This window comes from Aeromonas sp. ASNIH4 (assembly GCF_002934425.1).
In the GTDB taxonomy this organism is placed as follows: Bacteria; Pseudomonadota; Gammaproteobacteria; order Enterobacterales; family Aeromonadaceae; genus Aeromonas; species Aeromonas hydrophila.
In genome coordinates this window covers 82,881-108,319 of sequence record NZ_CP026221.1, presented here as the reverse complement: position 1 = coordinate 108,319, position 25,439 = coordinate 82,881, and the positions used below count along the sequence as shown (strand labels likewise).

The 25,439-nt window shown below is 47.3% G+C and carries 27 protein-coding genes; 1 reads left to right on the top strand and 26 read right to left on the bottom strand.

Annotation, left to right across the window (positions count from 1 at the left end):
* Positions 1–59 precede the first annotated feature (59 nt).
* The gene (locus C2U40_RS25630; RefSeq protein ID WP_128343567.1) at positions 60–1,400 is read right to left on the bottom strand and encodes a hypothetical protein; all 1,341 of its coding nucleotides are present in this window, start codon (positions 1,398–1,400) and stop codon (positions 60–62) included.
* Positions 1,401–1,546: 146 nt separating this feature from the next.
* Here C2U40_RS25630 and C2U40_RS25625 point away from each other — a divergent pair, with 146 nt between their 5' ends.
* The gene (locus C2U40_RS25625) at positions 1,547–1,864 is read left to right on the top strand and encodes a hypothetical protein (RefSeq protein WP_103828352.1); all 318 of its coding nucleotides are present in this window, start codon (positions 1,547–1,549) and stop codon (positions 1,862–1,864) included.
* A gap of 310 nt (positions 1,865–2,174) precedes the next feature.
* On the opposite strand, the gene C2U40_RS25620 is transcribed toward C2U40_RS25625, so the two are convergent.
* The 25 genes from C2U40_RS25620 to C2U40_RS25520 form a co-directional block, all read right to left on the bottom strand.
* A complete protein-coding gene (locus C2U40_RS25620) occupies positions 2,175–3,185 on the bottom strand; it encodes a TIGR03756 family integrating conjugative element protein (RefSeq protein ID WP_158656472.1) in 1,011 nt (336 codons plus the stop codon).
* 58 nt (positions 3,186–3,243) lie between these two features.
* Positions 3,244–3,726 carry a DUF1525 domain-containing protein gene (locus tag C2U40_RS25615; protein WP_158656471.1) on the bottom strand — a complete coding sequence of 161 codons (483 nt, stop codon included), beginning with the start codon at positions 3,724–3,726 and terminating at the stop codon, positions 3,244–3,246.
* 181 nt (positions 3,727–3,907) lie between these two features.
* Positions 3,908–6,871, bottom strand: a complete 2,964-nt coding sequence (locus C2U40_RS25610) for a conjugative transfer ATPase (protein ID WP_103828355.1) — start codon at positions 6,869–6,871, stop codon at positions 3,908–3,910.
* A 9-nt stretch (positions 6,872–6,880) separates the two neighbouring features.
* Complete coding sequence (locus C2U40_RS26380) at positions 6,881–7,327, bottom strand: hypothetical protein (RefSeq protein WP_128343565.1); 447 nt, start codon at positions 7,325–7,327, stop codon at positions 6,881–6,883.
* Positions 7,281–8,804, bottom strand: coding sequence for a TIGR03752 family integrating conjugative element protein (locus tag C2U40_RS25605; RefSeq protein ID WP_103828356.1), 1,524 nt, complete (start codon positions 8,802–8,804; stop codon positions 7,281–7,283). The genes C2U40_RS26380 and C2U40_RS25605 overlap by 47 nt, the downstream gene beginning before the upstream one ends.
* The gene (locus tag C2U40_RS25600) at positions 8,801–9,733 is read right to left on the bottom strand and encodes a TIGR03749 family integrating conjugative element protein (RefSeq protein WP_103828357.1); all 933 of its coding nucleotides are present in this window, start codon (positions 9,731–9,733) and stop codon (positions 8,801–8,803) included. The genes C2U40_RS25605 and C2U40_RS25600 overlap by 4 nt, the downstream gene beginning before the upstream one ends.
* On the bottom strand, positions 9,733–10,386 hold the full coding sequence (locus C2U40_RS25595; RefSeq protein ID WP_103828358.1) for a DUF2895 family protein: 654 nt from the start codon (positions 10,384–10,386) through the stop codon (positions 9,733–9,735). Before C2U40_RS25595 ends, C2U40_RS25600 begins: the two co-directional genes overlap by 1 nt.
* A gap of 2 nt (positions 10,387–10,388) precedes the next feature.
* A complete protein-coding gene (locus C2U40_RS27085; protein WP_103828359.1) occupies positions 10,389–10,787 on the bottom strand; it encodes a DUF3487 family protein in 399 nt (132 codons plus the stop codon).
* A gap of 10 nt (positions 10,788–10,797) precedes the next feature.
* Positions 10,798–11,139: a DUF2976 domain-containing protein gene (locus C2U40_RS25585; RefSeq protein WP_103828360.1), complete on the bottom strand. Its 342-nt coding sequence runs from the start codon at positions 11,137–11,139 to the stop codon at positions 10,798–10,800.
* 55 nt (positions 11,140–11,194) lie between these two features.
* A complete protein-coding gene (locus C2U40_RS26375; RefSeq protein WP_128345065.1) occupies positions 11,195–11,569 on the bottom strand; it encodes a DUF2976 domain-containing protein in 375 nt (124 codons plus the stop codon).
* A gap of 281 nt (positions 11,570–11,850) precedes the next feature.
* Positions 11,851–12,228, bottom strand: a complete 378-nt coding sequence (locus C2U40_RS25570; protein WP_103828363.1) for an RAQPRD family integrative conjugative element protein — start codon at positions 12,226–12,228, stop codon at positions 11,851–11,853.
* Positions 12,229–12,511: 283 nt separating this feature from the next.
* On the bottom strand, positions 12,512–13,531 hold the full coding sequence (locus tag C2U40_RS25565) for a trypsin-like serine protease (RefSeq protein ID WP_103828364.1): 1,020 nt from the start codon (positions 13,529–13,531) through the stop codon (positions 12,512–12,514).
* 1,310 nt (positions 13,532–14,841) lie between these two features.
* Complete coding sequence (locus C2U40_RS26370) at positions 14,842–15,240, bottom strand: hypothetical protein (RefSeq protein WP_158656470.1); 399 nt, start codon at positions 15,238–15,240, stop codon at positions 14,842–14,844.
* A 34-nt stretch (positions 15,241–15,274) separates the two neighbouring features.
* Positions 15,275–16,195 (bottom strand): type II secretion system protein, encoded by a 921-nt coding sequence (locus C2U40_RS26365; RefSeq protein ID WP_128345059.1) that lies wholly within the window; start codon positions 16,193–16,195, stop codon positions 15,275–15,277.
* Complete coding sequence (locus C2U40_RS25560; protein ID WP_103828366.1) at positions 16,195–16,701, bottom strand: type II secretion system protein; 507 nt, start codon at positions 16,699–16,701, stop codon at positions 16,195–16,197. The genes C2U40_RS26365 and C2U40_RS25560 overlap by 1 nt, the downstream gene beginning before the upstream one ends.
* 62 nt (positions 16,702–16,763) lie before the next feature.
* Positions 16,764–17,282: a prepilin-type N-terminal cleavage/methylation domain-containing protein gene (locus C2U40_RS25555; RefSeq protein ID WP_103828367.1), complete on the bottom strand. Its 519-nt coding sequence runs from the start codon at positions 17,280–17,282 to the stop codon at positions 16,764–16,766.
* Between the two features lie 14 nt (positions 17,283–17,296).
* Positions 17,297–18,328, bottom strand: coding sequence for a type II secretion system F family protein (locus C2U40_RS25550; protein ID WP_103828368.1), 1,032 nt, complete (start codon positions 18,326–18,328; stop codon positions 17,297–17,299).
* A gap of 3 nt (positions 18,329–18,331) precedes the next feature.
* Positions 18,332–19,852: a GspE/PulE family protein gene (locus C2U40_RS25545; RefSeq protein ID WP_103828369.1), complete on the bottom strand. Its 1,521-nt coding sequence runs from the start codon at positions 19,850–19,852 to the stop codon at positions 18,332–18,334.
* Between the two features lie 16 nt (positions 19,853–19,868).
* The gene (locus C2U40_RS25540; RefSeq protein WP_128345055.1) at positions 19,869–20,597 is read right to left on the bottom strand and encodes a hypothetical protein; all 729 of its coding nucleotides are present in this window, start codon (positions 20,595–20,597) and stop codon (positions 19,869–19,871) included.
* Positions 20,594–21,718, bottom strand: coding sequence for a hypothetical protein (locus tag C2U40_RS26360; protein ID WP_128345053.1), 1,125 nt, complete (start codon positions 21,716–21,718; stop codon positions 20,594–20,596). The genes C2U40_RS25540 and C2U40_RS26360 overlap by 4 nt, the downstream gene beginning before the upstream one ends.
* 4 nt (positions 21,719–21,722) lie before the next feature.
* Positions 21,723–23,228, bottom strand: a complete 1,506-nt coding sequence (locus C2U40_RS25535) for a hypothetical protein (protein WP_103828371.1) — start codon at positions 23,226–23,228, stop codon at positions 21,723–21,725.
* Between the two features lie 2 nt (positions 23,229–23,230).
* The gene (locus tag C2U40_RS26355; RefSeq protein WP_128345051.1) at positions 23,231–24,133 is read right to left on the bottom strand and encodes a hypothetical protein; all 903 of its coding nucleotides are present in this window, start codon (positions 24,131–24,133) and stop codon (positions 23,231–23,233) included.
* On the bottom strand, positions 24,124–24,693 hold the full coding sequence (locus tag C2U40_RS25530; RefSeq protein ID WP_128345049.1) for a hypothetical protein: 570 nt from the start codon (positions 24,691–24,693) through the stop codon (positions 24,124–24,126). The genes C2U40_RS26355 and C2U40_RS25530 overlap by 10 nt, the downstream gene beginning before the upstream one ends.
* A 144-nt stretch (positions 24,694–24,837) precedes the next feature.
* Positions 24,838–25,158 (bottom strand): hypothetical protein, encoded by a 321-nt coding sequence (locus tag C2U40_RS25525; protein ID WP_103828373.1) that lies wholly within the window; start codon positions 25,156–25,158, stop codon positions 24,838–24,840.
* A gap of 11 nt (positions 25,159–25,169) precedes the next feature.
* Positions 25,170–25,433, bottom strand: a complete 264-nt coding sequence (locus tag C2U40_RS25520; protein ID WP_103828374.1) for a hypothetical protein — start codon at positions 25,431–25,433, stop codon at positions 25,170–25,172.
* Between the last annotated feature and the right edge of the window lie 6 nt (positions 25,434–25,439).

Here is a 25,439-nt window from a genome sequence, read left to right as displayed (position 1 = left end):
CAGCTCCAGGGATTTATAGAGAAAGCAACGGATATGCCGTTGCTTTCTACTGGGAAATATTAATTTGCAGTGCCAACAGGTAATTCATTTGTTGGCGTTCTGTACGAACCAGGCTTGTTCTCCATATTTGCTCTACGCAGAATGTCTATCTGAGCACTGCCGGCGAGCTCTTTCTTGAAGCGAAGTTCACGCTCAAGTAGATCCATCTCCTGGATAAGCAGGGCCCTCTTGTGGAGTGCCTCAGATCGAACAGCTTCGTTGTTCGTCACGCTTTCATCCCGTAAACCAGCGTCCATGATCCGCACAGAGTGAAGAAGTTTTTCATATGTGTTGGCCATAGAGATATCGGTCGCTAGCGCCGCCACATAGGCAGCTTGTTCTGTCGGGTGGATTTGCTTTATCGCAAGCAACAGATCCCGGGTCACCTTAATGCTTGATGTTGATGCGCTTTCGAGATCCTTGGCAGTGATGCTAGAACTAGGGCGCCTTGCAAGATCCAGTAACTTGGAATTGGTTGCATCGAACTCCTTGGCGTATGCGGCTTTTGCACCGATGCCTCTATCCTCTTCACGAGGTGAAGCGTCACTGTCGGTATACATCCTGGTTTCACCCACAACATCCGAGATGAAGGTGTTGGCCTCCCGAGGTGACTTGAATACGGCCCCCATCCCCATAGCGTTAGTAGCTGATGTAGGCAAGGGGGAGCTATCGGTCGCAGCACGTCCAGCCAACGCGTTGAACCCGGCATATGAAGTGTGTTCTGTTACCTTGATCGGTTTACCAATCATCCCTCTCTTCTCGACACCGAAGTCAACGCCCTTCTTGCCGTCGTCATAACTCCGCCCGGCCGAGCCATCCTTGAAGACGAGATCCTTTAGCTGATAGTTTCCGTTTGCGTGCTTCTTGATGGCCTCCGCATATTCCTCACTCACCGTGAGATTCTTGAGAGCCCCAGCAGGCAATGAATCGAAAACTCCTTGCTGCATCTCCTGGCAAGTCATTACGTTGGCATTGAAAGCATCTGTGGCCGTCATACTGCCTGACATCAACATGTCATAGACATCAGGATTTGCTCTCTGAATAGCCATCCCGATGAGGCTAGTGGGATTCACTGCAGCCATCAGTTGGCCTACCAGTGATGACTGCAGCTGTTTGAAGGCGCCGGAGTTGAAGCTACCAAGCATCTCACTGTTCAAGCTCATAGCAGAACACGACAGATCAACATTCCAGCCGGCAGAAGCTTTGCTGAATGGTTCGGTCGATGATGGTGCATCGATGGGCCGGCCACCACCAATCCGCTGATTTATAACCGCTCGCTCATCAAACTGTGCAGCCCAAGTGGGCCCACTGAACAAGGCTAGTAGACAGGCCACTGATAGAATTCGTTTTTGCATCATCATCCCCAAGTTCATGAAACAGCCTATTTTAACTTGCTTGACTCAGAGAAATGGGGTGCGCAAATGGACGTGGATTATCCGCCACACCGGAAGTTGCATTGGTTCGAGACCGTGTTAACGTGGACCCAGTTAATTGAAGGAGTTGTTTTATGGCTCAAATCAAGCTTCCAAAGCCTATCTACTACGATGATCTGAAGAATGCCGATACCGGGCATGAAATGTTCAGCTACCTTGTATTGGCGGCCGATCATTACCAAGTGCCGATGAATTGGGACATGAGCTACCCAGAGATGGCGAAAGCGATCCAGGGGCAATTGCAGGCTCTAGATCTTGATACGGCCGAAGCATCTGCACAGGTAGAAGGGATGTATTGCATGATGGAACTGGTCGCGTTGATCAATCAAAAGCAGCCAGGGGATAGCCAGGCTAAGCAGCGGCATGTTCAGAGAGGCGCATTCAAAAAGTGAAGAACCCTGAACCCAGCTTGGACCGTGAGGCTGTCATTTCTGCTATTGGCGCATACATCAAGTTACGAGGGTGCAATGAGGTGCTTGCGTCGCGTAATCTTGAGATGATTGTGACTCGTGTTACCCCTTTTGTTGATGAACCCGATGCCGTTGCCCTGATCGTAAAATTCATGTCGATTCGGCACACTTCCTCTACTCGCATGCTGACCGACATTTACGACCTACTGTCTACAAAAGACTGGCAAGTAACGATAGGCTCCTTTATTTCAGGTTCCCAATAATTGAGAAGGCCCCTTGTGGGCCCTCTTCGTTAAATACGGTATAGGAAAGTTCCTCTCCTGGCACAACACTCATACCGTCGCCAAAGTGTGTAGAGGTAGTTATGGGTCGGAGAGAAGTCATCTTCACTGTACTTGAATTCCTCGCTCGAATCTGCTGGGAATGCCTTGCACTCAGTCTTCCCGCGTGGATAGTTTCTTTGCCATTTGGCCGTTTCAGCATCTCCTTCACGGGGTGGGACTGGAGCCCACACTTTCGCAGAACCAGCAGTGTCAGGTAATTTTTGATAGATGTGGGCATTCAATGATGTGACAATATCGGCGGCCCGTTGGGCGATTACCGTTGAACTGATATATCTGTTCGGATTAACGATTGACCCAATTCTGGGGAATATGTACCCGAAACGTTCACTCGACTGAACTATATCTCCATACCCGCCGAGTGCGCTTCCTACAGTCCCGCTCAGTGCATCACCACTCTTTGCAAAGATCTTTCGATTGAAGTTGGATGGAAGCACTAATAAAGGAGCTTCCAGAAGTCCCATCCGCCATTCCGGATCAAGAGTTGAAACGAAGTATGGGTTGAACGGCATGACATCACTATTACAGAATCCCGACAGACTTAGCATGCTTCCCACGATGTCCCTGAAACCGAGCAAGGCTGGGTTTCCATAAACATTCGTATCGAAGAAGTTCTTATTCGTTGCAGTACCAGTAGGCGAACCGCGGACACCAGTCCCAACATCGAAACCGTGATTCAGACCCCTTGCCAGTGGATCGGTAACTTGTGACATTGGTTTCGTCAACCAGGTGAGAGGGTAGGCCTCCCTATTTGATACTGTCTCTACTATGACATCTGGGTTGTAATGACTGACCACACTAGATGTTCTGACCCGACAATACGGGCCGGCACAGTGAAGCCAGAAGCACACCCCTTTGATTTTGTAGTCGACACATGCAAGGTCCATTGTGTCCGCTATTAGATCGAAGATTTCGACCTTCTTATCACCATCAGGAAGAGTGCTATTGGCATCTATGGCCATCGACTTTCCACTTATGACCATTAAGCACGAAATAGCAATCCGCGCGCCTAGAGATAATTTATTCACCATTCCCCCTTGTCGAGCCGTTCAACTCTCCGCGGCTGCGCGTCTTTTCAAAGATCGAGTAGGCCTGTAGAGGATCGAGGCCATACACTATCCATTTTTTATTAAAAACAACTGCTGGTACCTTCTCTACATTCAGAGAACGAGCCAACGTCAAAGACTCTGCAGTAGACGCATACTTTTCCAGGACACTCATTTTACTTAGCTTCGCGAACCGTTTGGTGGCAATTGCAGCAGCCTCCGCTTCAGAGGCTGGAAGCCCGGCACTCAATTCCATCTCAAGCTTGTAGATTTCATCTATCTGTCGGATGTGCACTGGTACTATCAACTTTTTAGCCAGTTGAGCACTTTCCACGTCATATCGAAGGCCATCCACGGTAAACACATCTACTTGAGTAACCTGAACTTCAGTAGCTTTAGCTTGCGAGTTCAAAATCGGGATCAGGAAGGTGAAAGCCATCAAGCTACGTCTTATCATCTGCCGCGCCTCCATGCCCTTCCAACCTTCCCCATGCACATCAAGGGGTGGACCGTTTCGCTGAACTCAACAATTGCAGGTTGCCGATAAGAGTTTCTAGCATCGGGGCCTCGGTTCAGGGGGGCTGTGTGCTTCAGCCTGGCTCTATCCCAGACGGTCGCGGGACATCTTACCGGCGTCATCAGGAAGCCTCCTGTAGGCGTTGAGAGCGGCATACAGCGTCAGAGCTGCGAGGCCTGGTCTTTAAACCCCGCTTGCGGTTTAGTTCTTGGGCCATCATCTCTGCAGCTTGGTACTGGGATGACAACCCATACTGTTCCATCAGGGCTCGACGTTCGTTCTTTTCGTTCGGGTCTGTCATGGCCAGAGTCAAGAATATTGATGGCGGCACCTGGCGAACCAGCATCTCGCCAACGGTCTTGGGGTTACCCATCACAACACCCTCTGTGTAGGCCCGCTGCTGCTTAGAGCAGCTCAAGATCATAACTTTCTGCTCAGGGGTTAGATTTCGGTACTTGCTAAGGTCTTCCACCTCTTTGTATTCCATATTCAGCAAGAACCACCACTCGAATAGGCCAAGCACCTTCTTGATGTCATCTCCTTTGGAGAAATCCTCGACGTTCTGTGTGGCCAACAACATCCAAAGCCCAATTTTTCGGGCAACTTTTACAGCAAACGCAATTTGATACCCAAGAAGGGGGTTACCGGTGTAGAGGTGAGCTTCATCCACGATGTTCACGACATCACGGCGTTGGCTTTGTGTCTCTTCCGCCTTGTTAATTACTCTCTGCATGTAGCCAATGTAAGCAAGAGCAAGCTGAGCTGGATACCGATCCGAACCGTAAACTCCAACATCAAGCACTGTTACATCGGCATCAGGCCAGGGCTCGCCAACGGTGTTGAACATTCGAGCATCAAGCTCGCCAGTGCAGTACATCTCGAGAGAGGCCGCTAGTTCCTTTAACCGGGTCCGCTGGTCAGGCTCCAGCTTGACCTCTCGTTCCGCGATGTCGAGCATTGCCTCTCGAACATCCTGAGTCAGCGTTTTTTTGCCATCACGAAGACTCTTAATCCCTGCAGCTAGAATGGCTGCTCGCATAAGTGCCTTATCCAGCTGAGTGATTCGGGCGAATGCTTCCATGTTGCCGCCTGTCACCATGATGTAGAGAGACTGCTCCATTTCACCAAGGGGATCCCGTGGTGCATCATCTTCATCTTCGTCCACTTCCTCAGCCGGCGTCTCATTCTGCGCAGCCATTACTGCTGCCTTAGCTTTCGCCTTGGCTTCTTCGATTTGCTTCACAACTTCGCCGGCATCGAGGAATGGACAGAGGGAGAACTTGGCAGATTTGTTGATCCGCATGTAGTTAACCGTCAGGCCGTGCTGTGCGAAATATTCACTCAACAGCTCAAACGACCCACCTTTATCCAAGATGAATAGCCGCGGTCGATGCACTGCCATCACAGAGGCAGCCATATAGTTCAACGAGGCTGATTTACCTGAGCCTTGGGGTCCGATAACCACACCATGAGCAGCCCGCACCCGGTCTTTGCCAAACATGTCTAAGGTAAGGGGCTCCCCCCCTCGATTCCATACCACGAGCCCTGGATTCCCAGTTCCCTGCTCGCGCCCAAAGATCGGGCACATGTTGGCTAAATGCTGGGAGTAGTAGAGTTGCATGTACTGGCGCTTCGTATCCAGCTCAGGCTGGAAGCAACCAGGCAGGTGAAGCGGGTAAGATTCCGTGATCAATGGGTCTGTGGAAGCGTCTAGCGCCATGACTCCGTTGGAGAGGAGGTTGTTTTTTAGCGACTTGCATCGGTCCTGCAGCTCAACCAAATTTTCTCCGCGAACGTATACGCCCTGCGAGGCATAGAATACGTCCTGATCGTTCTGACGCTGAAGTTCGACTTCATTAAGAGCCTGCTGGGCTCGTTGCGCTTCCTGGGTCTCACCTTTTTGGGCCGAACTCAAGCTCATGAGGTGCGAATCAATTTTCGTGGGGCTGACGAAAATAATTGTCTGAACAAGCATTGCCCCGGCCGGGACAGAATCCATTAGACAGCTCGAACGCTGATTTTTACCCGTACCCTTGGAAACCTCACCAGTCAACTGCCCCATATCCGGAGCCTGAGTTAGCCCCTTAAAACGCATGAATGTATGTGGCATATCATCAAACCACCAACACCCATTGTCAGGGTCAGATATAGGCTCAGAAAATAAAACACTCTCAGCCAGATTAAATCCGTATGGCTTGTCATTTTTACGCTTAGGGTAGCCTACCAGCCGATATAGGGCTTCACGATCACCATTGGTAATAGGAGGGTTGGGGTTAAACCAATCCGTTAGCCACCGAAAAACAGTCTCGCCATCTAAGCGGCGAATCTTTACGCCAGAAGATGACAATAAGTGAGAAAAACGATCTGCAACCTCGTTGATGTCATTTATTGGATCGAAACTTGCCGATTCAATTTCTAACTTCGAACAGCGTCGGTAGATAACGCAATATGTGCGCCGCATTTGGCCACGCCATTGCTTGCCAGTGACCTGAACATCTTTAAAGATCCCCTCCTCTTGGTTAACACCACGAAAGTGCTCCTCGAGAACATCAAGAAACTGTTCTGTGAATTGAGTGTCACGAACTTCTTCATGAATAGAGGAATATATCTCATCGACATACCTATACAAGTCATCGTCCTTCCATGAATAAATTTGAAGAACCCAGTCAGAACCTCCGTGAGCAATCCCAAATGCTTGCTTGAATGCGGCTTGAAGAGTATTCCTAAGCTCTGCAATTTGGTCTTTGGAACGCCCCTCAGTTGCAATTGGAGATGCAGCAAATACTACTGCTTGAGAATAGCAATCTTCAAGCATAAAGGTTTTACTTTCTTCTAGGTATTCGGTAATTGAAAGCCTATCGGCAAAGCTATTTGGATTACGTCTATAATGTGACTCAACCAGTTTCTGTGTGACCGGTCCAAGCTTTCTAGCAAAGGATGGCTTACGAGACTCATCAACATAAGCAGCTTCTTTGGATTCATGGTCAACTTCGGGTCGTTCATTGCCGTATTGAAGCCTATTCTTATTAGATGACTTATTAGCTTGTGGAATAAAAATATCTTTAATATCCTGAAATATGCTCACAAGTTCACCTTAATCTTTATATTGCTGATTATCTGCCGCAACTTTACTCTGGTCATACCGAACATCCATTAACGGATATAGTTCACCAGGTAGAGCATACTCGTCACGTTCAAACATTTTTGTTTCTGTAATATATGCAGGGACCGGAGAGCGTCCTTTACCGGTTAGGTGAGCAGGAACAAAAATATAAAGCGTTGGGTTAGGGAGAACCTGATAACGTGGTTTTGGTGAGTTGTGCAATTCATACACATCAATGTCAGGTTGGACTCCAGCCATCTGAGGTGTCGTCATAATGCGATAATCACGTGCACCAGCGCCACCACCCATGGTCTGATCAAACACCATTTCAGCAGTGATGTCAGATTTAGGAATTACATCTTCCTTACTGGCACAACCAGCAAGGATGGCGTTAATCAAAGCCACGATTGTTACTGTAGTGATTCGTTGGTTGAACATGGGATACCTTGCGTCCTTTTTTATCGTAATCGATGTCAATTTGGCTGGTCAGATGGATTTCAACTCTGGTTCCAGGAGGTACGTAAACAGCGTCATATGCCCCTTGCTGGCGCTCAGCAAGAGCATCCGAACCAGATTGGACCCCCTTTCCGACACCTTTTCCAAGCATGTAGTTTATGCTGTTACTTTCGCCGACAATCGACGAACTCGAACTTCCATCAGTATTCTTTGTAATCTCCGCTTGCCCATTCGCAAAAGCTTCGGCCGCTCCAGCAATTGTGTTTATTCCCATTGTCTGAGCTAGATAAGACGGTAAGTTAGTAATGTACTTGCCTGATATGCAAGGAACACCCTGGTAATCAGCTAAATATCCTAACCCACCACCATCTTCCTTACCTTTGCTAGCAACCGTGCGAATGGTCCCATCAATAAAGGTGTAGGTGACGCTATTAATCTGTCCATATAGACATTTCAGAGTGTAGTCGCCCCTCGCCAATCCAGAGACAACCATCCCTTGAAGGTTAGGAATCTTGATACCGTTGGTGGCCAAGTTTTTTTGACCTACGACAACTTTGAATGGGAATGGATCGGTTACTTGATTATTGAGTGGCACTCGACCTATTAACGCAGTGGCGCCTACAGAACCGAGAAAACTTGCGTTCTCTGGAATTGTATAAATAGGAACCAAGCTACTCTTCTTCTCATCATCTGAGAGTGCCATAAGGTTTGAATTTGCATTCCTTGATGTGTGCAAATTCCGATACCCGGAGCCTTTAAATTTTGGGTACTTGAGTACGTCTTTCCCAGTCTGTTCATCAGTAGCTCGCTGCGCATCAGAGGGAATAATCCAATCCACACCCTCGTCACTATCTGCAGGTAGTGATGTAGAGCCAACAGATTGTGATCCGCTGCCATTCGGATTAAAGAGGTTAGGTACTGCTGGTAAGTCAATAGATTTTCTTACATTACCTGCAGGCGCTTCATCTTGTCCCAACCCGAAATCTCTCCCGGGTTGGGCTCGTTCTGGGTAAGGGTCCACGACAGTCTCAGTCGCCACCGGCTGCTGTGGCTCTGAATTCTCATTGGGTGACAGCTTCGACTCAAGTTCTTCAATTTTTTGCTTCAGAGCTATAACCGTCGGACTATCGGCCTCCACGGGCGGTGCAACAGGAAGAGCTGAGTTCCTTGAATTGGACTTCCCTTCTTCCACCTGTACTAGGCGAGTGCTCAAATCTGTTACAGCTTTAGCCAAAGCCTCAACAGATGTTTCCGGGGTATCCGCTTCAGCACCAAGGCGTGTGTGCCTGCGTTCAATTTTAACCTTACCCTCACCCTCGCCTTGCTCCGCTTTAAGGGTGTCAGCATGGTTATTCTCTGGAGCGGTGAAGGCCGTATATCCAACTACGATGGCTCCCACTAACACAACGCCAGCGCCGATTTTAAGCATTGGGTTTTCCCCTACCATTACACCACTCATCTATTGCTCCCCAGGCGACCATTCTGATTCACAGCAGGTTGTGATGACGCCACAGGAGCCCATGGAGCAGGGCTTTCATACCTGGAGTCACTGAAGGGGCGATCGGAGATTACATAAAGCATGGTAGTGTCCCCAGGAACGTTATTCTGATTCAGCTGGATATGTTGTGCCGCCGCATACGCATATTGCATATTCAAATGGAATGGGTTTACCTTGACCGGTGCTGACTTGCGGTTAACCAATTTGATAGCGGTTAAATACTGGCCGGAAGTGCTTTGCCAAGCTGCGATTGGAGTCACATCGAAAATACCATACGAGGTATCGATAAATAGATCTCTCATATCTTCCGCACTATTTAATGCTGTACGATTCAGTCTTGGTTCATTGGTTCGTAAACGAGGCGGGGCATAAAATTCCCTGGCTGCGAACTGGATCATTTCCTCTGGAGAAATGGCCGCATCACCAGATGTGTCGAATGGTGTACCAGCGAGGGGGTTTTCAACAACAGGAGCCGACTTCTGCGAGTCAGCACCAGTTCCTGAGCCGGCCTCTGCTACAACACCGGTTCCGGCCTCAGACCCTGGTACGGAGATCAACACTTCATCGAGTGGAGCGCCTGCACGTGGCACTGCAACGAGCTCGAGTAACACAATGTCACCAGAATCATTCAACTTCACCTTCACTTGTGTCGGAGCAAACTCTTCTTGGGCTGTCAAATATAGGGTTCCCTGCATACTGTCCGCATCAAGCTTATCGGCGAGCGAGCGAGGGCGCCCGAACACAACATGGTCTGGGAAATGTATAAGGCGTTGCTCCCCAACTTGCAGTGGGATCTTGATCGGCTTGCTACGCCATTCTATTGGCTCTACAGCAAAAGCTGAGCAGGACATAACTAGCGCTAAGCTAGATGCAAGGAGACATATTTTCATCACTGCTCTCCCCCCTCAAACTCAATCCGAAGAGGTTGATTAATAGCTGTGATTCGCATGTTGAATGGGTTGCAGACAGATCCAGAATTGTCAGCGGCAACACGAACGCGATAACGAAGAGCGTGATCTTTTACCTGAGTTCCCTCTAACGATTCGATTAGACGCAAGTCTAAATCAACATCCCAAATACCTGCACCAACTGAAGACACTGATCCTTCTACATCCTTTAGATCTGTAATTTCGCTTAAGCGGCGAGTTCTATTTGCAGACTGACCATCGCTAACACGGAGAGCGTGCAATGCGATCTGTTCGCTTTTCACATTCTCGGATATATAGCAAGCGTACCGGTTCAGATTGTCTGGCATTTCCTTGTCGCCATTCGTTTTCCAATAGTTTATTGACCTAACAACTTCACTTGCGAAAAGGTATACATTGGGCTTAGGTATTGTGTTGCTATCAAACTGTGCGCCGGCCGATAAATCAGGTGGAATGTGAACGGTAATATCATTCTGACGGACCGCACTTATGACCATCTGCGCTATCAGAATGAATAGTAAAACTCCTGATATAAGCTGCCAGTCCTTAACTCTGGCATCGCTTCTATCCAATGCATTTCTCGCCCTACCTTTATTACGACCAAACACATTGTTCATTATTACTTCCTTACCGGACCAATGTAGTTAATGTTTTTTCGTTTTGACAGACGAGTGTCCCACTTGATTTTATCTGTCATCATCCCGTCAAATTTCATCCAGCCGCGTTTTTGGGTGTACCGTTTTAACTTGAGCCACATCAAGGGACCGTGCCTCTTTTTGGCTGACTCAATCTTCCCTGCTACAAGGGGGATTACGCCAAGGCTTACAATCATCCCAATAACAAAACCTATTAGCCCCTCGCTAATAAGCACTGAAAATATAACTGCACTTGTGCTACAACAGATCGCAATTGCCGTACATGTGACAATTAGCAACTCATCAATCGTTAACCCTTTCCATAGCGCAGGCTTTTTATCAAGCCGCTCTAAGGTTGTCTGTATAGTGTGCTCTCGCCCCATTTTCACAGCCTTAAAATATATTAAGCGCTATAACGCCAAGTGATATCCCAAGTGCAACCAAAAGCGCACCGGCCACGATATTACTTACCAGATCACGCCAAGTAACCTTGCTACCTTGCTCGCCGATCTGGTGATACTTTTGCCATGCGTTCTTCGCAACAGTTAACAACAGAGCTACGATGAGCAGCATGACTAAAAGGTTCACGCCCAATAAGAAAAGACTGATAACAAGGTCATGTGGCTGTTCAACGGCGCCATTTCCATTAGGCGGGGTTATTGTTGGTATACCCACAGCGAAGGCAGGAAAGGAAATCACTGCAAGGCTATAAGCCTGCACACTAAGCCTTTTCATTTACATACTCCCAATTTAATAGGCAGGTAATACCTGCCTATTATAAAATGTCGAATTAGCTAATTGCGCTCGCACCGAAAACACCAACCGCATAGTTGGCCATAGCAACACCAAGGCAGATCAGTAAAGCCCCGGCGACCAGGTTGCTCGCCAAGTCACGCCAAGTCACCTTACTGTTCTCTTCCCCTAGTTGGTGGTATTTTTGCCAACCGTTTTTCACAACAGTGATAAACATCAGCGCAACCAGTAAAAAAGCAATGACCGTAAGCCCCCATTTAAAGAGGTTTACTATCAAAGCAAATGGATCATTGCTTGCCGAACCACCTGGGGCATTTATTGTAGGCAGGCCAACTGCATGAACCTCACCAGCCATGAGAGCAGCCATAAAACATACCCCCCTCAATCTATTACTAACTTTTTTCATTGGCATCCCTATACTCCTCAATAAAATTTATTAATGCACTATTGCCTTAACAATCAGCAGGATCAAAGCGCTCAATACTACGGCGGTAATAATTGCCTTAAACATTCCATAATATGTTACTTTGTCTGTCCCCAATCCTTGATAACAGGCATAGGCTACGAACAGAATAAATATGAATGCAGCGGCGTACATACTGCCTTGAAGCAGAATTGATGTTTGGCTGAATGTGGAATTAGCTCCGACAGCAGCCATGCATTGAGATACATTTCCACCTGAACAAGATGCGCTCATTTTTTATACCCCATAGGTAATGCGCGTTCGCGAGACAAATTTGCGTCCGGCCGGGGTAACGCATGCGCTCTTTGGTAGTCCGTGTAGCCACCATCCAGGGGGACTATGGCTGCCGGATCCATAGGCGCGGAGAGGTATTGCAAGATCCCGTCTTCGACGGTGTTTAGGTCGTCACGAATGCTTCGATACTCCATTCGCAACCGGCTTTGGTTGTTCATGCCCGCGCTCTCAGCTTCGACGAGTAACTTGTTTACCCGAATCAACTGCTCACGTACACGGCTCAGGATCTCACGTTCTTGCCACGCATCAGCTACCGATGCTGTTGAAAAAAGCGCCAACATCCCAACACTGATCACCGTCTTAAACAATCTCACTCAACACTCTCCATTTGCTTGGATCCGTGGCACCGTAAAGAGCCAGGTCCCGTTGGTGCGGTCTTTGAGGCGTGGCATGTTTGTCAGTTAACTATCCACAATGGGATTCTAACTCGGCGCTTCAGGATAAAATGAGCGCTTAAAATTGGGGGGGTTTTCTAGCAGGGGCGGCAAGAGCTTTGGATGCTTCACTTCTTAAGGGGCTATCAATAAAAAAGGAGGCCTTGGCCTCCCTCATTTCAAACTGACATTTTTAACCAACAGGTACCAAACTGATGGCGCCTCACTTAACTATGAGACGACGGGCCATTGCCACCAGTGCCAGCGCTATCAGGCCTACTGGACCAGTTGAACCACCGCCACCACCATTTTCTGTAGGTTCCGGAGTCGGGGTCACGGGCGTTGTCTTTTTATTCACCTCAACCGTGTCGCTACCTGTAATTAACAGCTTGCCGCTTCCCTTCACAACAACGGTGCACTCCTCAAGAGGTGCTGCCGTCCCGTTTTTGCAGGTATTCGATTCAATTGTGAGATCCCCTTCGGTATAGGGTGCAAAAACTTCCGGGTCCTTGTGGAATGACTGCACCTTGATCGTTACGGTCCCCTCGCCCTTCACCTCGGCCGGATACGACCATGCAGCGATTGTTTCAAGCATCCATGCAGTAGTTTCTGCTTTATAAAATGCTTGGCACGATTGAATGAAAGTGCCATCACCTTGACCAGCAGATCCTTGAATTACCCCCCATACACCAGCTTCGTTATAACAAGGACCACCGGAGTCACCAGGCTGAGAGGTACCGGTACCAATCCCATTTACGGTGTCATATTTCAGTTCGTAAGCATCTGGAGACCATCTTGCATCTGCTTTGCCTACAGTCTCATTGGAAGCACCTTTCAGTATTCCACCAGAGAGGCTTGACCAGCCAGCTATGGATTGAATTGAACCGACCGCGGGTTCGGTGTTAATAACACTTGCTGTCGCTGGCATTTTTTTATCAAGCTCCAGCAATGAAATATCATATACACGCGGTACGCTGCCATCATGCATTGGATGAATTACTGTGCGTTTAATGTTCACAACACTTGCATCGATGTTACTTACAGTCTGCCCTGTCAAATCACCACAGTGTGCAGCTGTTACGACCCATTTACCAGCAATTACAGTACCAGAACAGATTCCCCCAACCCGAACAAACTCAGGTGATTTAATTTCAGCGCCATTGTAAATAGCATGCGCAGGAGAAATGGCTGACAAAAGCAGCGCGGCAACAATAGTTTTTCTCATATCATCCCTTTTTTTCAAGTTTATGTTTCATTGCCAATGACGTTCTCATTAATCTATCCAGATTTATTACATCCGTCTCTAATTGTGAGACATCTTGCTGAGAAACCTGATCAAACTTCATAGCTCTTTGTATTTGTGTGTTTCCATAAAGTATACCAAGTCTGACTACGGTAGCGAAGTTACTTCTTTCAATCTGTTTCCCCTCTTTTCATGCCGATTTCTCTAACCCACACGTCGATGTCGCCGAGGGAATCGTCCTGGCTGACGCCGCTTAGTGGCCGACATCATATGTTGCTATTGGATAACGGACGAACCGTTTATCTGTACTCATCATGTCATGAGTTATGCCAATGCAAATTTGGTTGCCTGGCCCACCCGGTCCGCCGTGCGCCGAGGTTCTATAACAAGCTTTTCAGCTAGGCAGTGGAACGAAGTGCTTAAACAGTTCGCCTGAATCCAGGCTTACGAACTCGACACGCAGATTGACAGACAAAAACCATCATCCATCGCAGGGACCAACACTGGATTGCCCGCCGAATGCTCACCTGATACAGCACATCCGCTAGCATGCCGTGAGATCCTGCAGGGCCCTGCCAGATCTCGTGCCTCACGAGCGGAGCCCAGGGCTCCATCACGAGGGCTCTCGAGGTATTGACCCTCAATAATGTCGTGCTAGGTACGCTGCTGACCTGAACCTACCCCGGTGATCATGGTTTCGGCACAATCGCCTCTGTCGCGCGCTTGAGTAGCCTGATAATGCCCTTTCTCGATACCCTACCCATTTGTTAATGACTGCGTTGCTGGCCTGTTGCAGTGGGGCCGCAGCGGCGAGCGTCGATGATGCCTGGAATGCCGCTCCGGCGACTCGGGACACCACATGGGCACAAGCCAATTCAGGTCCTGTCAATCCGAAGACCAACGGCCAAGATACCGGCGGGATGTTTGATGGGAAGTGGATTAGAGGTAGTGCGAGTGGAACTAACTCATACGGGGCTGGGATTCTTGTTAGCGCACTCTCAGCTACTGCTAACAATCGCTCTCTATCGGTTGTTGTTGATGGTGTGCAGCTGTGCTCCTCGTCCTTTTCGTCATCCATGAACAACACTAATTCTGAAACCTGCGTGGTTCCTGTTCCATCAAACTCAACTTGGGGAGTCACCGGCTCTGTGAGCGTCAATTTGTTCGTCCCCAAATGATGGTAATGGGCTTGTAGTATCGAGCTACAGGCCCTGCTTATAGGCTGTATCCCACAACCCGCTTTATTACTGGAGCACCAGTCCAAACCCCCTCCCCCCGCAGTGTTACCAGAACACCCGATCGACTCACTTTTATGAGGGCGTCATAGGGCCTGTCAGCGTTCTCCCCCCCCGGTTGTACAGTCTCACATCACCTCTGGTGACGGCCTCCTGAAGGTCGAACATCAACTGAGTGATCCCACGACCGTCCAGATCAAAGCTCACATAGAGCACATTGACGGTGGTAGGCACAGAAATGTTGACTGAAGTGGATGAACCGCTATACAGATCGACTCGTCCACCCGAACCAGAGAAAGAGGGGTTGACTGCTGCTGCATATGCTTGCGCCCACTGGGTATCGTAAGTCGCCGGAGAGGCAGCCCACACATCATCGACACCAGCCGTTACTGTTCCGCTGCAACACGTCAGCAACGCGGCCATTAACAAACGGGTAGAGAATCGAGAAAGGGCATTATCGCTATAAAGTTTCATTCAGACCTCTTATTTGGTGGGATTTTTAAACAATTTATTTGCTACATTGTTGCTGAACCAAAACGGATGCGTTTGGTGGAGCAGGAATAAACCATGCCTGGGTTCCATTCTGATCAGTTTCCCATATCCGGACGTAAGCTCTCGTTCCATCAAACCGGCCCTCAACAGCCCCCATTTTGTTAAACGGGAAGCCATTTTTGCTGTATGACAGAGGAATCACGTTTACTTTGCGAGTCCCGCGATTAGTAGGACAGGAGACAAGGGAAACGATCTGGTTATTTTGTTGCACATTACCCCAAGCCAACCCAGAAAGTACGGTGCGATTTGTGAGGCCGGAAATAGAAAGATCTTTTACGTTCTCGATGGCATATCCGGCAGCATTCATGTTCCCCTTTAGCGCCCTCGATCCATCAAGCATATAAAAATTGTCGTGAGCAACCTCAGTGCCTGGTCGACCAATTTCCGCAACTATATTTGTTCCAGATACGGTAGCAAAAGGCAGTGAAGACAATAATCCAGCGGCAACGTCATTTCGTTGATCTGCTGGCACTTTTGCGAGTGGTATGGTCAATTCGAACCTTGGAATTGTTGGGTTCCCAGCTACACCATAAGTCCTTACAGAAATAGCATCCCCCCAGAGAGTTTCAGTCATTGGCCGGCAGTTACCCGCACTCGCATCACTTACGGTACAGTTCCTAATGTAACCCTCATTAATTAGTACCTGAATCGATGATGGGAAGTTAGTAGGTGTAACTGTGTTATTGCTCTTAGATGTGAACTGATACCTTTCCGCTGCTTTTGAAAAAAGCTCAGCAATGCGAAGGCCTTGTTGTTCCGCAGCAGAATCAATTCTTTGCTGCCTCATTTCATTGTAAACAATCATGCTCACGAAAATTAAAACTGGAAGAACTATAGAAAGTTCAATGAGTGTAAATCCACTCTGGCTTTTACGCATTACTTATCTCCAATGCCATGTGCCCAGCAATTTGTTGGACTCCTATACATTTCTCCAAACGAAGATAGCCTTGGAGACTTAATAGGGAACTGAAATGATAATGTACTACCTGACATGTAATCTGCGCCAGAATCAGTATATAGCTCGCCAGCAAAAGCGGCATTCCTTACATCTATTGAAACCACGACATGAACAGGCTCACCCCCGCGATACCCAAAAGCGAAACTTGTCGCCCACGGCGCAGGATATACCGATGAGTTGGGCACCCCTGCTGTAATTAAATCAGCATGAGAAATGCTTATGCCAGTCAGGCAACCATTAGGCACCTTAAGTCGAAGCGCTGAGTTAACTCCAGCATTCACATCAGAGGCGATTCCATGAGCCTTTATAGATTGCATTGCTATGTTTAAATTATACCCAATAGCAGTCACGCCAAATGAGATAGTGGCAATTACCGCCATAGCCACCGATAGCTCAATCAAAGTGTAACCACTACATTTCTTCATAAATATGCCTGCTATGTTCTAAAATATGGAGGCGGCTAAGCCGCCTCCTTAACAACGATAATTTACATCGTTCCTTTAACACTGCTGCCAGTGACGGTAATAGTTGTGCACCCTGTAGCCGTCTGACAACGCCCTGTAGTCATGGGGGCTAAGGTATCAGCTAGATCGGTTATGTAGTCAGCCGGCAGGCCCGCCATCGTGATATCAACCAGGCTGGGGTTGGTAGTGTTTGCTACAACGGTAATATCACCACCAAATGCATTTGCCGCCTTACCATCTTTGGCAGTACCACAGACGCTGGCATCAAGCAGCTTAGACCCCGTCGCACACAACACGCTCATGCTCACACCATTCTTATTCGGGCGCCCTTTTTTCCAACGCTCCGTTGCAGTTGTGATTTGTTGCATCTGCTTTATGAGCGCCTCTTGCTTAGTTTGATATTTTACACCTTCAGCTACTTGCAGAACGACCACCAAGAGAACGGCTGCAATTGCCACCACAATGGAAAACTCGATCAATGTGAAGCCGCCTTGTTTTTTGGAAGCCATGATTTTATTGTTCTGGTTTACGTAGTTCATCATTCAACCCTTAAAAATTAATAAGCAACTCTAGCGGACTGCGCCACCACGAGATATGTACCACCGGCCAATATAGCCATACCGCAACCTGCAGCCATCATCGTCAGCAAGTTTGCCAATTTCCCCAAACTAACTATCTGTTTTTTTAGCCTCCTTCGCTGTCTTATCGAGCTTTGCATTAGCACCGATGGAATGTCTTCACTATTACTTAATATTTTAATTCTTTGAATTTCAACTTGACCAAGTAACCCCACATCAAATACATCACCATAGTTTTTCTTACCTGATGCTATTTTCAACTTTATTTTCTGTATTTTTGCTCGAAGCCAACGACTTGAACCCTGGCCAATAATGCTCATACAATCATTAATCCCGACCCCGGCTCTCATAAGGCTGGAGACACTAGCTAACACTGCTATCGCATTGAGGTCTCTATATTGTTTAAAAACTATGGAGTTATCAAGTGACTCTCTATATGGAAAATTCGGTAACATCCACATCAAGCTTATGAGGCTAGTAATGGCCAAGCACATAAGAAAAAACATCCAGTTATGACTGAATTCTGCAAGACTCCATGCTGCCTGTGATATCCCCCCCCATTTGTAGAGCGGCAGTCTGTTTTGCATATCCAGCATATACTCATATGACGGACCACCCGCTACAGTCAACAACGCAACAATCATTACTGCAGGATATTTTACTGCATTCAAAATATCCAAAGTCAATCCAGAAGCATCTCTGATGGTGTTTATACCAACATCAAGCCCCATGTCTATGTCACCAGTTTCTTGTCCAGCAGCAATTGTAGAAATTATTATTGGTGAGAACCATCCTTGCATGCCAGATGTAACTGGCCTACCATTTCTGATAGCCATCAGCATATCACCTGCAAGCGCTTTAGCAGAGGGAGATCCGAACTCTACCAAATTAATACAAATATCTTTCTCATCAATACCAGAGTTGATTAACTCCTTAAAGTCCTCGAGGAATTCAATTTGGTCGGTTTTAAAAAAAAACCAACTGGAGCCACGTCTTCGAAAGGATGTCAAGATTCACAACAGCTCCTTAATTTGTTCAGCAGCAGAGTGAATATCGCATATCCCAGCCCTTACTTTTTTAAGTGCATAGTGCTTAATATTTTTCCAGCCATTCTCCAACAAGTGGATCTTCCACGCCAACGCATCACCTTTAGCTATGAATTTACGGTCGTCATCTGTTAAGACGATGACCTCCATTACCAAGGTTCTACCTTTTTCACCTTCAACACATTTGCTGCAACCATTACTATTCTTTACTCGAGCGAGGTGTAGATCTACACCCAGAGCTCTGCGCAAAATAGCCTGCTGTTCTTCGGTTGCCTTTTCATGCGGAATTGAACAGTACGGGCAAAGAACCCTGATTAGCCTCTGATGAGCGAAGACTGAGAATACATCAGGGCTACTGGCGATTACTGACGGCACGCGTAAATGTTCTACCAGCTTGGTTGCAAGACCGGTTGCACTTGAAGTATGTGTGGTTCCGATTAACAAGTGCCCGGATTCTGAAAGGTGAGTAAATTCCGCGGCGCTTTTTTGGTCACGCACCTCACCAAAATAAATGACGTCAGGATCTTGCCTGAGCATTACTTTTCCGTAATACGCAAAGTCACGCTCTTTACCTTTCTTTGTCAGGCCATAATCAATTCGCGTTTGAGAAACCCCATCCAAACTCCATTCAGGTGGGTCTTCAAGCGTATTGATATTGCGGCCATCATCAATAGTTGATAGCCCCGCCATAGCTACTGTGGTTTTCCCTGAACCGGTGGGTCCAGAGAAAAAAACGGCCCCTTGAGGCTGCTTGAATGCATGCTCAATGATTTCAATGTGATCTTCGTCCATCCCCATATCTGCGAACGAAGGAATATCGTCCCTAATGGGTGTCAGTAATCGCAGTACGGTTTTGGTACAGTCTTTATCGTCGCTACTGCTACTAACAGGTAGCATTGACGTCCGCCAATCCCATGCTTTTTGAACATTATTTACAGAGATAATCTTACTAAAGCTTCCAGCATTTGGAATTAACGCTGAATAGCTTTCTTCTGAACCGCTGTGACCATTAAATACATAAGCTGTTAGTTCTGCCCCATATTCTTTTGTCTGAGGTGCAGAGATATCAATCAAACGACCATCAATACGACATTTTATTATTGTTTTCTTTCCTTTCACCAAAATGTGTATATCAGATCCCCCCATTCTAATACACCTTGACAGCAATCCCATCAAGCGGTCTTCAACTTGTGTTGGTGCGACATCAGTGGCGTTCTTAGCACTTTGTTGGACTGTGTCGACACTTTGAGTTGAACCGACCTGCAAAGCATTCAGTACTACTTCGCTATCAGCAAGATTAATATTCGGCTCCTTACCATGCAGCTGAACCTTAACCTTAGAAATTATTGTATTTAAGTTATCACTCTTTGGATCTGATGTGTAAACGACCCAGTTCTCATCAACGAAGCAGCTTTTGTCCTCCCGGCAAAGTGCTAAGATTTCATCATCATCAATTAATGACACAGTGTTTTTAATTGCCATGTTCATATTAACATCCGGTTCCTCAATAGACCATATTTATGCAGCGAGATGACTTTCCATATCTTGCGCACAATTGCCTATCATTCAGGGAGATAATCTTAATACCATCTATTGTCTTACCTACCAGAGCAGGAATCATTCTTCCAGACTCACCAATAGAAACATACGCGGTCAGCCTCCCATCTACACGGGCCGCATATCGAAGAATGAGTCTGTCAAGTTTGCTACCAGGCTGGTCCATCTCCTTAGGCTCATTAAATGCGATTCCAGTTCCTACCGGCATTGGATTGCTAGAGGACACGGTTGCGCCTACAGGCATTTCGTCCTGAAGCAAGAATGCCCCAGAAGGTGGGGTGCTTTCCGCTGGCTTCTCTGCTGCTACTTTTTTCTTTGCGGCATTAATCTCAATCAGCTCTTCCACCGTGTTTGTTGCCAGCAAGGCCTCTGCCTTAGCCCTTCTTTCTCCGAGGCTCATCAGCTCTTGTATGTTTTTTGGCAGCTTCGGCATCTTCACTGCAGCCGGGGGGTCAATCACACTTTGGCTTGCCATATCGCCCCCTCCAACTACAGCGGTTGATGCCGGCGCCCGCTGCTCTGACTGTGCGATAAGAGCATTGAGACGCTCATTCCGCTTTTCCTTTCTATTTTCTTGAGCCTGATATAAATAAACCGCACTGGCACATGCTACTGACAGCAACCCTAAATATGTTACCAACTTTTTAGTGTTATATTTATTTTTGTTCTCATTCATTGTGAGCCACCTCCAAACTGAATTACCGCATTATTGAGGGTGCAATCCCCTTCCTTGCTAATGCTGAACGTTGCTGATTCCAATTTTATTGGCATTCCTTTCATCGCATTACCAAGCTCGCTAATGAACCAAGGATTAGCCTTTGCGATGGTCAGGCTGGCCTTTCTACTTGCCCATACCCCATTAGCTTCTATGGGTTCATAGCTTGCTTTCAAACCTGATATCAACGAAAGCTTTGAAAACAAATCAAAGACTGTATCATCAAGAACCTTGAAATTGGCATGATGTGAACTCCAATAGGAACTCAGAGGGATAGCTACTCGAATAAATGGTGATGACCCGCTGAATGACATAGATAGGTTATTTTTTTCAGTCCATGCATTTATCACTTGTCTATCGATCACAACTTCAGGCAACACCATATTGATGCTGCCTATTTCGATGGTTCCCGCAGGCAAATCCGTGACAACGGGAATTGTTCCAAACTTTGCACACGTCACACCAAACTCACTGATCGCATCACCCGCAAGTTGCACATCTGTCCATGCTGCGCGATAGGCATACCAGGGATCCGTTACTTCCGGTGGCGGCGGTGGTGGCGGTTCAGGCCATAGAAACCAGGTAACAGCTGCAATAACAGATATACAAACAAGTGATGGTTTAACCATTCTTGCCAATGCAGAACCACGAAACTCAACGAGCTCGAAGTCATCAGGCCTTAAATTTAAAGCCTCAATTATCGTTGTTTCTATGCCATGAACAGATAATTCGGTTGTAGAAAAAATGCGGTCAGATGGGTGTACCTGCAACCACTCAGACAATTCCGTAGCATCGACGACTTCATCACGACGAATATCTCCAGCGTCCCAGAGAACGCATCGATAGGCGCGGTCTGAAGCAATAATGCACACCCATTTCCTGGGGGTGTCTTTCACTTCGTGAATTAGTGCCTCAGCAATGCATTCGCCCCAAGCAATATCAGCCTCATCAGAGGCTACCCGCGTTAGCAGTTCGCCATTCTCGAATATCCGCTCATACTTAGCCGGATACTCCACCCGCCACCGCTTCAGGACTTCTTTTTGCTTACCACCATGCGGCAGAGTAGTTCTGATAGTTCCCATGGCTCTATATCCGCTTAGGGGTGATCAGAACAATTGTTTCTGTCATGCTACTTTCACCTGAGTTCCCACCCAAGAATGAATTCTTAAATACAGATGTCTCATCAGACTTATTTGACTTCTGTTTGTATCCATTAAGCACGAGGGTTTCGCCATATTTAAGGCCAATATCTTGATCAAACTTTATTTCTTGCACTTGCGGCGCCCGAATTGTTACACCGCTCACTTCTGTATCATCCCATTTAATAACTTTTGATAGAACTCCAGAAATTTGGAGGTTTACCATATCATCTGATATATTTGGCATCACGGACATTGTAAGGCCATCACTTACAACGGCATCTTCAACTTCAACGCTTGCATCGGCATTTTCATTTGGTGTAACTGTTACTCTGGCAATATATGTCAGTTTTTCCGAGTTATCTATTGAGGCCACTCTGTTATTTCTAGCAACAGTTCTTGGCTCATATTCTACACCAACATGCCCTTGAGTTTGCAGTGACTTCATCAGGATGGTTGTTCCATCCCATTTTGGATTTGTCGAGGTAAATGAAAATCCATAATTCCCTGAATCACCTAGGGTTGGCAGTGATGGACCAGCAAACTGCAGCTTACCTTCTGAAAGATTTCGTATAACATTCCAATCAATGCCAAACGCAGAACCTTTGCCTCCTTTGAATTGGAGAACCTTTACTTCAATCATTACCTGGCGAGCTATTGCCTGTTTTCTTGATGAAATATAGCTCTCAACCAGGCTCATACGATGCGGGGTTGTTCTAACAAGAATAGAAGCAGTCGAGGAAGTTACGATTACATTCCCTTCTAATGGGTTCTTATCATCCTTACTTGCACCGTCACGCCTCAGAATCGACTCTATAGCAGCTAAATAGTCATCAAACGGATTTATGTCGACCACTTCAGTGGTTGCGTAAGTATCCGAATTCCCAAGAGAGCTTGTAATTGTTCGGTTTGCTAATCCCTCACCGCTATTATTTACTGAGTTAGCCTTGCGGCCAAAGAGGAATGAACTTTTTCCCAAGAGTGAATTTAACTCAAATACTTTTGTGACATATCGTTCAAAATTAATTTTGTTCCCAAGAACACTAACGGAAATGTCAGCTTTTGCTGCGATCTCATTTAGCGCCCCATTCACATCCCCCTGATAATCCACAGAAATAATTTTGTCTTGGACCACATCAGGTCCATAGTTAACTGATATTTTCTGATCGGCCGATTGCAGCAAGTTCCTTACTGCAAAGCTAAGCGGTATATTTTGGCCTTGAATGGTGGCGGGCTTTCTGACCCACCAAGGGGCCCCCTCACCGATTGTCGGATTCAAGTCCAAAGGGGGCTTGTCGATATAGATACTTTTAGAGGATTCATGCTTACCCTCATACGCCTTAATTTGTCCAAGTGTATCGTTAGCAGCATTTTTCTGCTCCAAATGATCCGTGGCACCACACCCTGAAAGAGCTATGATAACTGCTGTTGCAATAGCACTGCGCGATTTCATGATCAGTTCCCCTGCACAAAATAAACGTGTTGTGTTGACTTCAGTAGCTGTGGTTGGACTGGGTATGATTCGATCAACGCATTAAGTGCTGATGCTATATCCCCTCTTTCCGTGACGATTGGCCAGCTTGACGATACGTAATAATCCTGAGGACGCCAATCTTGTATTGTCGTATTCCACCCATAGGACTTGGTAAGACGAATTGCATTTTCTTTCAGGCTGCCGGCAGTGATATTAAATGTCTGTACCAACACCCCTGGAACGTGTATTACGGCACTTTTACTCATAGCGTCGTAGCTAACAATGAATTTTGAATTTGTTTCATTGCCAAATGCGCTTTGCGCGTCGGATATTACCCCTTGGAAGTCATACGCAGAAAAGTGCGTTTTCTTTGGTATAGATGAAAAGCCAGTAGGCACTCCCCCTGGGAAATAATAGAGAACTGTTTTATACCCGTTATCTCTAAACCATCTCGATAAAGCACGCTCCCAAGATTCACCAGCTCGAACAACCATAGACAACTTTTCTACTGTGATGGCAGGCGGCTTTGTTTCATTAATTGGAACGAACACCTTCCCACTCGTCACAACAGGAGCCAAAGGTTTCATCAACTCTTGGGGCGTGCTTGCCATTGGATTCGATGCTGATGCAAGCATCGGCTTCTTGGTATTACTTGCCGTCGCAACAGGGGTCCATTGGTGCTTAGTTGTTACCTGCTCAACTTTTTGTTGAACAGCTGCAGCCAAGTCATTCTGCTCCGCTCCAACAGTGTTATATACGCCGGTGTCGTTCTGGCTGCGCGTCGACACGATCTGCGGGGCGCTGTGGTCTTTTAGTACGTTGTTCGGGCTGCACCCTCCTACCAAGGCTGCAGCTACCGCCACCGACAGGAGCTTCAGTCGCACTTGATGATCTCCGTCGCTGTGATTGTCGCGGATCGATCCCTTTCATGTATCTGCGGAAGAAGCGGCAATCCAGCCAGGAACGCTTCAAGAGCCTTTATCGGCTCTTTTTTATCGACCTCAAAACCGGCATCAAACTGCCAATCGCAGTGAGCCGGTACGGTCTTAGACCAACGGATTGCCTGCAACCCCAACGCAAAGCGGAGGCTCTCCAGCTGTCCACGTAGTGATCCAGGATGCACGCTGAAGTAACGCTGTTCTCGGTCCCGACGAATGAAATTGATCGCCTGCTGACGGTCATTGATGATGTGACGTAGGCGAGTAATCTGCCCGGTGATCCGCGCGTTATGCTTGGCATACTCATCACGCAAAAGGGCCAGGTCGTTCTGTAGCAGTTCGATTTCAGTGTTGAGCTCTATGAGCGTTTTGTCGCCATAAGTATCACGTGCCATCTCCGCCATTGGCGGAGTTCTCCTCTCAGGCCGTGTGTCGCCTGGTGAAGCCTGCACCTGCGATATCCCCAGCAGGGCAACGACACTGAATGCCAAAACACTTTTTCTCATAGACGCCACCGTATAGAAAATCCTAGGGGGCGTTATACCGCACTCAAGCGGAAATAATTGCACAGCTAAAATGGGGGGGGTTTTCTGAACGGTCTCGAGATAGGAGGAAAAAAAACCCGCCAATTACTTAGGCGGGTTCTGGGTTTATGTGTTTTCCATCTGGCGTTGTCGCTGATGGATTCGGCTTGGCGTGAACTGACCAGACCATACAAGCCCGGTGTCTATCGTGACCTCTTGCCGTATCCTGATCTTCATGCTCTCACCGCTCATGTCTTGGATCGTCTCAAGTAATCTACTCTCAACAGAGTGCAGGAACTCGAGATCCCTCATAGCAACTTTGAGTAAGGCTTTCTGTCGTTCTTCTCGCAATTTTGCCTTGCGATTTCGCATTTCAAATATGCATGGGATCGCGACAGCGATAACGGCGAAGAACCCAGAAATCAAGGCCACTGTGATAGTTTCCATAGTGCCCTTCCTTAGTATTCATCACTCATGATGATTGTTGTGGTGCTGCGGTCTGCCTCAGTGATAACCCATATCCTACCTTGGCCTTTATCAGCCGGCAGGCTGGATAGAACCCTCTCATCATTGCTGATAGCATCAAGGTTCTTAAGTCTCTGTGCATGGCTCCACAATAACCCCTCTCGATGAGCGTCAAGCAAAGCTGATGACGATATGCCCAGGCGTTCAAGTGTTTCCATAGCGACTGGAGTGGCACCGCACGTTCCTAAATTAAACATTTGTAG